This is a genomic window from Streptomyces armeniacus (genome assembly GCF_003355155.1).
Lineage (GTDB): Bacteria > Actinomycetota > Actinomycetes > Streptomycetales > Streptomycetaceae > Streptomyces > Streptomyces armeniacus.
Map to the genome: position 1 here is coordinate 7,089,739 of NZ_CP031320.1, position 12,867 is coordinate 7,102,605.

Consider the following 12,867-nt stretch of genomic DNA (forward strand, 5'->3'; position numbering starts at 1 on the left):
CAGCCGGACGTCACACCGGCGTGACGCTCAGCCCCGCACCGGCCGCACGACCGCCGTCCCCGCCGCGTGCGATCACCGAGCCGTAGGCCGTACGCAGCCGGAGCCAGGGCCCCGTGCCGTACAGCGCGACCGGGGCCGACTCGTCGCGCAGGAAGCCGAGCGCGTGTGCCGCGTGCACGGCGCGCAACGGCAGCCCCGTGCCGTTCAGTTGCCGCCGCCAGATCTCCTCGGCCAGGTCGTCCAGCGTGGCGCGCGTACGCTCCTCCGGCGCCAGCCGGTCCGTACGCTCCCGGAACTCCGCGATGACCCCCGTCGCCGCCTCCCGTACGGTGCCGGGCCGCAGCTCGGCCCGCGCCTGCCAGCCGCCGCGCGGCGGCAGCAGGCCCGCCCAGGACGGCCCGGTGACCGCCGCGGGCACGCGCACCGACTCGCTCGCCTCGTCCACACCCTCCAGCAGCTCGCCTGCGGAGACGGTGGCGTCCAGCTCCACCGGCTCGAGGAGCCGCGCGGTCACCACGGCCAGCACCTCGAAACGGGCGGGGCGGGCGAAGACACCGAGCACGCTGTCGCCCGCCTGGAGCCGTACGGCCGCGCCCTTCTCCCAGCGCAGCAGGCGGCCCAGGAAGGCGGCCAGCCCGGCGGCCTCGCCGAAGTCAGCGAAGACCAGGCGCGGCACTGTCATCGAAGTACCCCTCCAGGAAGGACTTCTCCTCGTCCGTCAGCCGCCTGGGACGGGCCCGCTCCAGGTCGTAGGGGACTATGACGGTCCGGGCCCGCGCGTATACCTCCTCGGTGTCCTTGATCTCGTAGTCCAGCGTCGCCGACGCGGCGTTGACCTTGGTCACCCACGTCTCGATGGTCACGGGGGTGTGCCGGTACACCAGCGGCCGGCGATAGTCGATCTCGTGCCGGGCCACCACCGAACCGCCCCTGAACGACCCGCCGGGGGACGACGATCCGGCCGCCGCCTCCTCAGCCAGCCGGAACATGAGGTCGATCCTGGCCTCCTCCAGATAACGGACGAAGACCACGTTGTTGACATGCCCGAAGGCATCCATGTCCGACCAGCGCAGGGTGCACTGGAATACGTGCCGCACGCTCAGACCATCACTCTCGGAGCCGGCAGGGCCGGTGCTGTCGTCGGATACGCCATCGGTCAGCCGCGCGTGAGCTTCTTGTACGTGGCGCGGTGCGGGCGGGCGGCATCAGCACCCAGCCGCTCGATCTTGTTCTTCTCGTACGACTCGAAGTTGCCCTCGAACCAGAACCACTTGCTCTCGCCCTCGTACGCCAGGATGTGCGTCGCGATGCGGTCCAGGAACCAGCGGTCGTGGGAGACGACCACGGCGCAGCCGGGGAAGTCGAGCAGCGCGTTCTCCAGCGAGGACAGGGTCTCCACGTCGAGGTCGTTCGTCGGCTCGTCGAGGAGCAGCAGGTTGCCGCCCTGCTTGAGGGTGAGCGCCAGGTTCAGCCGGTTGCGCTCGCCGCCCGACAGCACGCCCGCGGGCTTCTGCTGGTCCGGGCCCTTGAAGCCGAACGCCGACACGTACGCCCGCGAAGGCATCTCGACCTGGCCGACGTTGATGTAGTCCAGCTCGTCCGAGACCACGGCCCACAGCGTCTTCTTGGGGTCGATGTTGGCCCGGGACTGGTCCACGTACGAGATCTTGACCGTGTCACCGACCTTGATCGAGCCGGAGTCCGGCTCCTCGAGGCCCTGGATCATCTTGAACAGCGTGGTCTTGCCCGCGCCGTTGGGGCCGATCACGCCGACGATGCCGTTGCGCGGCAGGGTGAACGACAGGTCGTCGATCAGCACCTTGTCGTCGAACGCCTTGTTCAGGTGCTCGATCTCGACGACCACGTTGCCCAGGCGCGGGCCCGGCGGGATCTGGATCTCCTCGAAGTCCAGCTTCCGGGTCTTCTCCGCCTCGGCCGCCATCTCCTCGTAACGGGTCAGCCGCGACTTGGACTTGGCCTGCCGCCCCTTGGCGTTGGAGCGGACCCACTCCAGCTCCTCCTTGAGGCGCTTCTGGCGCTTGACGTCCTTCTGCCCCTCGACCTTGAGCCGGGCCTGCTTCTTCTCCAGGTACGTGGAGTAGTTGCCCTCGTAGGCGAGCGCGCGGCCGCGGTCCAGCTCGAGGATCCACTCGGCGACGTTGTCCAGGAAGTACCTGTCGTGCGTGATGGCCACGACGGTGCCCTCGTACTTGGCGAGGTGCTGCTCCAGCCACTGCACGGACTCGGCGTCCAGGTGGTTGGTGGGCTCGTCCAGGAGGAGCAGGTCGGGCTGCTCGAGCAGCAGCTTGCACAGCGCGACGCGGCGCTTCTCACCACCGGACAGATTGGTGACGGGCCAGTCGCCGGGCGGGCAGCCGAGCGCGTCCATGGCCTGCTCAAGCTGGGCGTCCAGGTCCCACGCGTTGGCGTGGTCCAGGTCCTCCTGGAGCTTGCCCATCTCCTCCATCAACGCGTCGGAGTAGTCGGTCGCCATCTGCTCGGCGATCTCGTTGAAGCGGTCGAGCTTCCCCTTGATCTCGGAGACGCCGCCCTGCACGTTCTCCAGCACGGTCTTCGTCTCGTCCAGCGGGGGCTCCTGCAGGAGGATGCCGACGTTGTAGCCGGGCAGGAGGTAGGCGTCGCCGTTGGACGGCTGCTCGAGGCCGGCCATGATCTTCAGCACCGTGGACTTGCCGGCACCGTTGGGGCCCACGACACCGATCTTCGCCCCCGGCAGGAAGTCCAGGGTGACATCGTCAAGGATGACCTTGTCGCCGTGCGCCTTACGCGCCTTGCGCATGGTGTAGATGAACTCAGCCAAGAGAAACCGTCCGGCAATCAGTAGGGGTCGAGAGGCGGCTGCAGGTGTCGAGAGGCGGCTGCGCCGCGCGGTCGGCATGTGGCTCCACCGTCGGCGGGCACATGGATCCATCTTGCCGCACGCCCCGGCGAACCCGGAAACGGGGCGGTTCAGCGCAGCGGCCGCACCGCCCCGTTCGCGGGTCCGTCCGTCACTCTCCGGAGTCCGAAGGCTCCGACGGCTTCGACGGGGCCGACGGGGCCGACGGGGCCGACGGGCCCGACGGGCCTGCCCCGGACGCGCCGCCCGGCTTCCGCTTCCGTACGAGCAGCATCGCCGCTCCGCCGACCACGACCAGGCCCAGGGCGAGCCCGATGATCAGCGGGGTGTTGCTGCTGTTCCCCGTCTCGGCCAGGTCCGGCTCGCCACCCGTGGTGGCGGTGTCGTCGCCGCCGTCGAGGGGCGTCTCCGCACCGGTCTGCGGGGCGAGCCCCGCCTCGTCACTGCCCGTGGCCCCGGGCTCACAATCGAGCACGCCGGTGAAGGTCCGGCCGGAGTCCTCGCCGGAACCGTAGTCGCCGCCGTCACCCGTGCCCTCGGGAACGGGTATCTCGATCTTGTACGACTGGTCCTCCGCCACGGGCACCGTGACCGTCCTGGTCTCACCGGGCGCGATCTCGTAGTCCACGTCGCCGAGGGTGAAGCGGAACGGGCCGTCGCCCTTGTTCTCGGAGGTGACGTCCACACCGCCGTCGGCGCAGTTCTTCTCCGCCGTGAGCGCGGGTATGGCGCCCTGGTCGGCCCAGCGCGCGGTGGCCGTCGCGGAGACCGTCGAGCCGCTGGACCCGGCGAGTATCTGGGTCTGGCTCTTGGCGAGTTCACCGGTCCCGGTGAGGGTGCGGCCGACCGGGATGGTGGTGGCGGACTGCGCGGTCAGCGAGGTGGTGCCCGGCTCGGCGCCCGCGGGCACGTCGAAGTACAGCTCGCTGCCGTGCCGCGCCGTGGTCACCGGCCTGCCCTTCTTGTCGGTGATCCGCACGCCCGACGCGGCGGCGTCCGCACCGGGCGTGACGGTGACGTTCCGGGCGCTGGTGTGCACGGTGACCGGCCCGAGCCGGCCGCCGTCCTTGCCCGAGACGGCGGGCTGTGTGAGCGCCAGCGAAGCCTTCGGCTCGGCCATCTTCCTGGCGGCGCTCCGCAGATGGTCGGCCAGCTTCTCGGCGGCCGGGTCCACGGCCCGTACGTCGGCGCCGTCCGAGAACCGCCAGATCGCCACCTGGGTGCCGGCCGCCGCGGTGCCCGGCGTGAGCGGCCCGGTGCGGGCCTCGGACGCCAGCTTCTCCAGGTCGTTCACCTGGGGGTAGGAGTGCTGCAGAATCCAGCGGATTCTGCCCGCGTCGCGGTTGTCGTGCAGGGAGGAGGCGCGCCACGGCACTTCCTGGTAACGCGCCAGCTCCTGGGCCGGATTGTGGACATCGAGAGAGTAGGTCTGCAGGGTCCCGCCGTCTTCGACCGACATCTCGAAGAGGCCCGCGCCGGTCTTCAGATCCTCGGCGCCGTCCTGCCGGACGACGGCCTGGTCGGAGGTCTTCAGTCCGTTCAGCGTCGCGGTGGCACCCCCCTGCGGGGAGGGTCCGCTGTCGGCGGCAGCCGGCCCCGCGCCCGCTATCGCCCCCGCCGCCAGCAGCCCGGGGGCCAGCAGAGCGGCGGCCAGACGGACTGCTGCCCGTCCGCGTACAGAAGTCATGCTCTTCCCCTCTGGACGATGCCCGCGGGCGCCGGGAAACCCGAACCGGCATCGCCGAACAACTGATCCAAGACCCCGTGAGTACCCGAGGGATCGTAGAGACCAAGCGCACCACGGTCCCCAGGAATCCCGCCCGGCAAGCGTTCCGACTCGGAATCGTTATCCCGGAATCCGACGGACTGGGATCTTCACGACGGGGGCGTCCTCATGCGGAACGCCCGCCTCCGACCTGCTGGTTGTCCGCCCGGGCCCTCTCGCGTCCGCGCCGGCGGCGCCACTTCGCCGCGGCCCGTACCCTCTCGCGTCCGTACCCGTACCCGTGCCCGTGCTCATGCCCCTGCCCGTGCCCGCGTCCGCGCCCGTGTGCGGTCGCGGCGCCTGCCCCTGTCCCTGTCCCTGCGCCTGTCCCCGCGTCTGCACCGCTCTCCGGCCGGCGTCCGAACCGTCCGCCGTCAGCCCCGGTTTGGCCCGGCTCACCCGAGCGAACGCGGAGGTGCCGTACGACAGGTCGTGCCCGATCGCCGTCGCGAGCAGGTCCACCGAGGCGAGCCCGCGTCCGTCGCCGCCCTCGGACTCCCGCACCCGCAACGTCCCCCGCACGATGAGCGGTTCGCCGATGGTCACCGACGAGGCGAGGTTCTGCGCGAGCGTGCGCTGCGCCCAGACCGTGTAGTAGTCCGTGTACGCCTCCGTCCAGCGCCCCCGCGCCCGGTCGAACTCCCGGACCGTGCCCGCCAGCCGGAACCGCGCCGTCGGATAGCCCGGCCCCGCCGTCTGGTACTCGATCGGTGTGACCGCGTTCCCCGCCACCGTCACCTGCACCCCGTACATGCGTCACGCCTCCCCACAAGTCGGCGCCGGGCCCCGTCTTCGTACCGCGGGGACCAGCGGAGACACCAGCGTGTACGAGAACGCCAGGTTCCGCTTAAATCAGCTCGAACCTGTGGAATACCGACCGGTTGTGCACAACTCGGCCACCCGAAGGGGACCTGTCCCTTATCACCATCTTACGCTGCCGACCAACGCTCATGGGTTACTCTCAGATGCGTCCGTCGATATAATACAAAACTAGACACTTACCCCAGCCCCACCCCACTCCGCACCCGGGGCCCCTGCCCCGGCCACCCCGCGGCAGCGCCTCGCCGCCGGCCCGCGAAACCTGTTCGGGATCACTACGTGGGTGCTGGTAAGGTTTCACCCGTCGCCCACCACGGCGGCAAGCGCCCCCGTAGCTCAGGGGATAGAGCAACGGCCTCCGGAGCCGTGTGCGCAGGTTCGAATCCTGCCGGGGGCACTCACCTGCAGCATAAACGCAGGTCAGTGCACTTCTTGGTGCTGTTCGGCAGCTGAGGGGCAGTCAGTTTTCCCTGACTGGCCCTCCGCTGTTCGTCTTTTGTGCAGGTCGGGGCGGGTCTGGGTTTCCGCGCAGGACGGTCTCCCCGGGGGCATTCAGGACATGGGAACACTGCCTTCGCGCATCTTTGCCCGTGATTCATACGCTCGGGCGTGACGGACGGGGCCGTGACTCTGTGTTGCCGTCCGCTTCCTCGTTGCACTCCACAGAGCCGTGGTGCGTGTGCAGCCGTTCAAGGACTTCGCGGATGGCTGCACCCTGCCTTATCGCCGGCTGCTCACCTTCGGGTCCATCCACGAGGACGTACTCGATGACGACCTTGGGCGGTTCTCTCCGACTCACGCCCGTACCCTCCACCGTCGCGATCCCCGGTCGCGGGGGTTGGAAGAGTCGCGGCGCGTCGGGACCGTACTTGACGTCGACAGAATGGCTTACCACCAGAGAGGTTTCGTTGTACGACGGTGGCCGATCTGTCGGGAGGGGTGCGAGACGCGGTCCGGCTCACAGACCGTGTTTGTCCATCAGGCGCATCAGGTTGCGTTTTGCGTTTCTGGTCGGTGCGCAGGGCGGTGGCGTATGCGGTGAACTCCTCCGGTTCCGAGGCGGCGGCGGCAGTCGCGCATGCTCAGCAGGAGGCTCGTGAGCTGCTGGTACACCGCGTTGCCCGTCTGCTTCGTGAGCGGTTCGACCAGGCGCTGGTAGGTGTGGAGCGCGTCGGCGGGGTGTGGCGGGCGCCGAAGTGGTCGCGGCGCAGGGTGACGGCATCGTGGAGCCGGTCCTCCTGCGTGCAGCGGTCGCAGAGGTAGTCGACGGGGGCTGTGTCGACGGCGGCGAGGTCCCGGGCGTTCTGGATACCGCGTTCCGCCCAGTACAGGGCCTCGTCCGGGCGCCGGGCGGTGTCCAACTCGCGTGCGATGACCAGGTGCGTGTGACCGTTCGGCAAGAGGTCGCCCGCATGCACGGCGATCACCGCATCGACGTCGCCTCCCGCCTTGGCCACACGCTCCATCAGGTACTTCTCCGGCCAGCCGCGGCGGTTGCCCTGCCACGCCTCGACCGCCAGCTTCCGCAGGACGGCCACCCCCTCTGCGCCGAGGACGTCGCCGTAGTCGAGCGGATCGATGTCCGTGAGGCCGTCGTCCACGTCGCCGAGCGCATGGCCCACCAGCCAGCGCGCGAGCTCCTCCGGGTCGGGGCGCGCCGCACGGCACGCGTCGAGATGGACGCCGGCCAGGTCCGCACCGACCTGTCCGAGCCAACCGTCGGAGTCGTCGACGCTCTCCACGGCCTCGGCCAGCAGCCGCATCGCTCCCCGCGCCAGGGTGATCACGTCCCCGGCCCGGCCCGTACCGGTGAGCGCGCCGATCGCGGAGACCGCCTGCTCGGCTTGGTCGACCGCGCACGGCCCTTCCGCCCTGTCGTGGTGGTGCCCGTGGAACTCCGTCAGCGTAAGGGGCCGAGGCCGCGTACGCCTCGGTCCCGTGGACGGTGGCAGCAATCCAGCCGTGCTCTGGCCCGGGCTACTGCCAAGCCCGGACCAGGTCTCCCGGGCCCCAGTGCGCGGCGAGCGGCAGGCCGTCCTGGACGCCGCAGCGGGAGACGGCGACAAGCGGGGTGTCGGGTTCGGCGCCGGGCACCGCGAGCATGTCCCGGGCCAGGGCGTCGTACTCGCGTCGACCGAACGGCTGGGACTCCAGCCACTTGACCGAGCCGATGAAGTGCACAGCACCCGCCACCGGTTCGCGGTCGGCGCCGATCAGGTCGACCTCGGGGTTGTTCTGACGGTTCCACCAGCCGCCGATCGCTTCCGTGTGCGGCCACCTGTCATCGGGAAGCAGGCGCAGCAGCGACTCGCGGATGACCGGCTCGACCGCTCGTCCTCGCCAGGTGGGCCAGGACCGCTCGATGCGCTCCAGGGCCAGATCCCCGCGGCCACGTTCGATGAGCGGGATTCCCCGCTGCAGGAAGGCCAGCCAGAAACGAAGGTATGGGTCGGCGATCCGGTAGCGCTTGTTCTTGGTGTCGGCCTTGGCGGAGAGCGGCAGGTCGGTGGCGAGTACGCGTTTGGTCTGCAGGGTGTGCAGCAACGGCGACAGGGTTCCGGAGGGCAGGGCACCGGCGCCGCCGGCCTGCGCGGCGATGGCGGAGAAGGTCCGCTCGCCACTGCCGACCGCTTCCAGCACCGCCCGGGAATGCGAGGCCTCTGGGAACTCCCCCAGAAGGGACAGCTCGCCCGCCACGAGCAGTGGTGAAAGCGGATTGGACACAGCCTCGCGCAGGAAATCCGCACGCCCCATACCCGGCCGCCACGACTGGACGATCTCCGGGAAGCCCCCGGTGATCAGCAGCGCGTCCACCGCGTCCGCCGCGTCCAGACCCGTCGCCGCCTGCACATCGGCCAGGTGCAACGGCCGTACGGTCATCTTCGTGGCCCGCCCGAAGAACGGACGGCCATACGACTGCAGCGCCTCCATCACCGACATGTCGCTGCCCACCAGGATCAGCAGAACCGGCTTGGCGGACAGATGACGGTCCCAGGCCGTCTGCAACGCCCCTTCGAACTCCGGGTCCTGTTCCACCAGCCACGGCACTTCGTCAATCACCGCGACACTCGGTGCATCGTCCGGCACCGCGACGGCCAGGGAACGCAGCGCCTGATTCCAGTCCGCGGCATGCAGCCCACCCACCAGCTCCGCCCCGGGCAGCGGCGACTGCGCGAGCGCCGCGGAGAAGTCCGCCCGCTCGGCAACGGCGTTACGACCCCGGGTCGCCTGGAAGACCACGTACGGAACGCCGGACCGGTCACAGAACTCCTGGACCAGGCGAGACTTCCCCACCCGGCGCCGCCCCGTCATGATCACAGCCTGCCCGCGCGTGGCGCCCGCACCCCCGGTCACAAGGCGCAGCTGCCTGGCCAGCAGGTCGAGATCGACAGCCCTGCCCTTGAACTCCATCCCCATCCAGCCCCAGTGAACGTAGTTCTGTTCTTACGTAGATTGAATCTTACTTAGATGCTAGCTCCCTTACTAGGGCAACACCCGATTTCCATGTTCCGAGCGCCCCGCCGGGGGCACTCGCCTGCGTGGCTTAATTGCAGGTCAGTGCGCTTTTTCGAGTAACTCGACAGCTGAGGGTAGTCAGGTTTTCCTGACCACCCTCAGCTGTTCCGCCCTTTGCGCAGGTCGGGGCCGGTTCGCGGTTCCGCACAGGTCGCTACCCCGGAGGGCCACAACGCATGGGAACGCTGTCACGCGTCGTGAACGCTGATTTATGGGCTCGGCCCGAGGGTGGGGCGGTGACTGTGTGTTGCTGTCTGGTTCCTTGTCGCGTTCCATGGGGCGGTGGTGCATGTGGAGCCGTGCCAGAACCTCGCGGATGGCTGCACCCTGCATCATGTCCCGCTGTTGTCGTTCGGAGTCATCCACAACGACATACTCGATGACGACCTTGAATCACTAGCCGCCTGCGCCCGACCGACGGCTTACCCGGTTCCCATGTGCGCCGGGGCCCCGCCCCGGCGCACGGTCGTACCGCGCAGTGACCTGTCACGACCAGCGCGGTGCTGGGTAGAGTCGTACGGGCTCGGGACGCGCGCCGGACAGGGGGCTGCGACAGGTGGGGTGGCGCGAGGAGATCGCTGCGGCACTCGATGAGTGGATCAGGACCGAGGGGGGAACAGGAAAGGCGCCGCGGTGGCACTGCCTGGGCCGGGCGGTGCGTACCGCCGAGCCCGGCGGCTACGCCGTCGACGTCCGCGGCGTGGAGTTGGGCCCCGATCAGCTCGACGCGCTGAGACTCGCAGGCCCGGAGCCGAAAGACGTCGAGAGGTCCGGGTTCTCCGTCTCCGGCGTGGCGCAGGACGGCTCGCTGCTCACGGTGCACGTGGCCGAGTTCGCCGAACTGCCCGACCCCTACCTGTGGTTGCTCAAGCAGCCGCCGACGTTCCTCGTCGAAGCCCTCCGGGACGGCATCGCCGCCCTAGGGGACGCGCCGTTGGCCGCGGCGCTGGCCACCGGACGGATCGGCGGCGCCTCCGCCGCGGCCCCCGCGCCCCCCGGTTTCCACCCCGCGCAGGCCGACGCGTACCGGGCCTGTCTGGGCACGGGCGTACGGCTGGTGTGGGGGCCGCCCGGTACCGGGAAGACCACCGTGCTCCGACGGGCCATCGGCGAACTGATCGGCAGAGGTGAGCGGGTGCTCCTGGTGTCCGCCACCAACATCGCAGTGGACAACGCCCTGCTCGGGGTCATCAAGGAGCGGCGGCACTCACGCGGCGACCTCGTCCGGGTCGGCCCTCCGCAGCTGCGGGAGGTGGCCGACGACCCGGAGGTCGCACTACCGCTGCTGGTGCGCGAGCGGCTCACCGAGGCAGCGGCACGGTGCCGGGACGTCGAGCGGGACCTCGTGGCGATCCGCGACCGTGCCCAGCAGTTGACGGAACTGGACGCCGCGCTGGCAGGCTTCGACGCTGCGGCGTACGCGGCTGCGCTGCAACTTCTGCGTACCCCGGGCCAGGACCCCGAGTCCGCCCGAGCCCAAGTGGACGCCGCCCGGACGCGACAGGACCATATGGTCCGGGTACAGCAGGTCGCGCTCGCCGAGGTAGAAGAGGCACGACGGGAGGCCGCCCGGGCGGAACAGTGGGAACGGGCCTGGAGTGATGCGGACGCGCTGCTTCAGGAGCGGGCTCGTCTCCGGCAGGCTGCGGAACGCCGCGAAGCCGAGGCACTACTGACCGCGGACCACTTCCGCGAACTCCGCGAGGAGTTGCGGCAGCTGGACGGAAAGGGCTCCGTGGCCCGCTGGCGGGCCCGGGAGCGGCGCGCGCAGTTGCAAGGGCGAGTCGACCAGGCCGAAGAACGTGCCGCGCGGGAGTCCGGCGAGGCGGCGTCCGCGCGGGCCACCGCCGAGGCGCGGATCGGCCAGATCGACACGCGGTTGGGAGAGCTGACCGCCACCATCCCGTACACGCGGGAGCAGATACGCAGCCACACCGACCGGCTTGCCTCGGCGGAGGCCGGGGCCCGGATAGCCCGAGAGGACCTGCACGCCTGCCGCAGTGAGGTGGAACGCTGGGAGCAGGCGGTACTCCGTGCGGAGGAGGCCGTCGAGCTGACCGGTCGCGCCGTACAGAACGCCTGGCCCGACTGCCACGCCGAGGCCGAGCAACTCCGGCCCCGCGTAGCCGAAGACACCGCGCAACGCACGGGCCTGGAGCAGCGCTACGACAACGCGCAGAAAGAGTACGAACGGCTGGCCCGCAACGCCCAGGCCGAGATCATCAGAGGCGCCAAGCTGGTCGCCACCACCCTGGCCCGGTTCCGCACCAACAAGCCGGTCTTCGAGGGCCCGTATGACGTGGTACTGCTCGACGAGGCGAGCGCGGCCACCCTGCCCGAGGCGCTGCTGGCGACGGCGAAGGCGGGCCGCGCGGCGGTGCTACTCGGAGACTTCATGCAGCTCGGGGCCGTTATCCCAGCAGAGTTGAAGAAGCTGGAACGGCCAGATGTGCAGCGCTGGCTGCTGCCGGACGTGTTCCGGCACTGCGGAATCACCAGCCCGGACGAGGCCCAGCGGCACCCCGCCTGCGTCACCCTGGTCCAGCAGCACCGCTTCGGCCCGGCGGTCATGCGGCTGGCCAACGACCTTGCGTACGGCGGCGTGCTCCAGGCCGCGGACCGGCCACCGCCCGCCCAGCCGGACGACGATCCGGAGATCGTCATCGTCGACACCGACGGTCTTCACGAGCTGGCCATCCCGCGGTTGACGGGGAAGCGGAAGGGCTGGTGGCCCGCCGGGACGCTGATTGCCCGGGCCATCGCCGACCTCCACCGCGACGGGGACGAGGCGACCGGAGTGGTCACCCCGTACGGAGTGCAGGCCGCCGCCACGCTGGAGGCGCTGCGGGACGTCGAAGGCGGCGGACAGCTTCTGGCCGATGTCGGCACTGCACACCGCTTCCAGGGCCGGGAGTTCCCGGTCGTCGTATTCGACACGGTGGAGAGCGCGGCCGGCCGGGCGCTCTGGATGGGCTGCGCCCATCCGGAGACCGGGCAGTGGGAGCGGGAAGGCGTCCGGCTGTTCAACGTGGCCATCACGCGGGTGCAGACCCGGCTGTACGTCATCGCCAGCGGACAGCGCCTCGCGCACGCGCACGCGGGCACGGCGCTGGCCCGCCTCCACTCCCTGGTCGGCACACCCGGCGTACGCGTCCTGCACGCCCGGCACCTCGTCACGCCCCCGACGGAGCACGGGCCGCACATGGGGCGGTTCGGGCAGGAACTCGCCGAAGTCCTCGGGCGCCACGTGCGGGTCGACGAGATCGTGGGCGAAGAGGGCTTCTTCCCCGGCTTCGAGCGGGAGATCCGCGGCGCGCGCACCTCCCTGTGGATCTGGGCACCTTGGGTGGCCCAGCGCGTACGGTCCCTGCTGCCCGAGCTGGAGGCCGCGGTCGCACGCGGCGTACGGGTCACGGTCTTCATCCGGGACGACACCGACGACATGCAGCGCAAGCCGCAGAATCAGGCGCTCATCAACGACCTGCGTGCCGTCGTCCAGACCGTCGTACCGATCAACATGATGCACCAGAAGATCGTGGTGATCGACGAACGGACAGTGCTGCTGGGCAGCCTGAATCCGCTGTCCCAGCGGTGGACCCGGGAGGTGATGCTGACCATGCGCGGCGCCCACTTCGCTCGCACGATGCTGGAGCACGAGCACGCCGAGGACTTCGCCCGGCCGCCGAAATGCGGCCGGTGCGGCGGCGACGAGATCGAGATCCGGCGGCACAAGGACCATACGTGGCACTGGCGTTGCTACGCACCCGCGTGCAAGACCACCCCGTCCGGGCGGAGCAACGCGTGGAAGCAGCCCGTCCGGCTGCGGCGTCCTCGCTGACCGCACGATCACGCGGATAGCCGGTCGGCCCGATCCACCGCCGTACCGCCGGACCGAGTGCGCCGAAGA

General features: G+C 70.1%; 7 protein-coding genes, 1 tRNA gene and 1 pseudogene. 2 read left to right on the forward strand and 7 right to left on the reverse strand.

Features of this window, described 5'->3' with window-relative positions:
• Positions 1–10: 10 nt before the first annotated feature.
• From DVA86_RS30815 to DVA86_RS35670, 5 genes are all read right to left on the reverse strand, one after another.
• Complete coding sequence (locus tag DVA86_RS30815) at positions 11–682, reverse strand: DUF8010 domain-containing protein (RefSeq protein ID WP_208883269.1); 672 nt, start codon at positions 680–682, stop codon at positions 11–13.
• Positions 654–1,097, reverse strand: coding sequence for an acyl-CoA thioesterase (locus DVA86_RS30820; RefSeq protein ID WP_208883270.1), 444 nt, complete (start codon positions 1,095–1,097; stop codon positions 654–656). Before DVA86_RS30820 ends, DVA86_RS30815 begins: the two co-directional genes overlap by 29 nt.
• Positions 1,098–1,156: 59 nt before the next feature.
• The gene (gene ettA / locus DVA86_RS30825) at positions 1,157–2,821 is read right to left on the reverse strand and encodes an energy-dependent translational throttle protein EttA (protein ID WP_208883271.1); all 1,665 of its coding nucleotides are present in this window, start codon (positions 2,819–2,821) and stop codon (positions 1,157–1,159) included.
• 190 nt (positions 2,822–3,011) lie between these two features.
• A complete protein-coding gene (locus DVA86_RS30830; protein WP_208883272.1) occupies positions 3,012–4,547 on the reverse strand; it encodes a TQXA domain-containing protein in 1,536 nt (511 codons plus the stop codon).
• Positions 4,548–4,706: 159 nt separating this feature from the next.
• Positions 4,707–5,378 carry a single-stranded DNA-binding protein gene (locus DVA86_RS35670; RefSeq protein WP_208883273.1) on the reverse strand — a complete coding sequence of 224 codons (672 nt, stop codon included), beginning with the start codon at positions 5,376–5,378 and terminating at the stop codon, positions 4,707–4,709.
• Between the two features lie 391 nt (positions 5,379–5,769).
• Here DVA86_RS35670 and DVA86_RS30840 point away from each other — a divergent pair.
• Positions 5,770–5,841, forward strand: a tRNA-Arg gene (locus tag DVA86_RS30840).
• Positions 5,842–6,402: 561 nt separating this feature from the next.
• Here the strand turns inward: DVA86_RS30840 and DVA86_RS30845 are convergent.
• Positions 6,403–7,315: pseudogene (locus DVA86_RS30845) on the reverse strand (hypothetical protein); the annotation flags it as partial.
• A 106-nt stretch (positions 7,316–7,421) separates the two neighbouring features.
• The gene (locus DVA86_RS30850) at positions 7,422–8,855 is read right to left on the reverse strand and encodes an ATP-binding protein (RefSeq protein ID WP_208885379.1); all 1,434 of its coding nucleotides are present in this window, start codon (positions 8,853–8,855) and stop codon (positions 7,422–7,424) included.
• Between the two features lie 760 nt (positions 8,856–9,615).
• On the opposite strand from DVA86_RS30850, the gene DVA86_RS30855 reads away from it, so the two are divergent.
• Complete coding sequence (locus DVA86_RS30855) at positions 9,616–12,798, forward strand: AAA domain-containing protein (RefSeq protein WP_245997380.1); 3,183 nt, start codon at positions 9,616–9,618, stop codon at positions 12,796–12,798.
• The last annotated feature ends 69 nt before the right edge of the window (positions 12,799–12,867 follow it).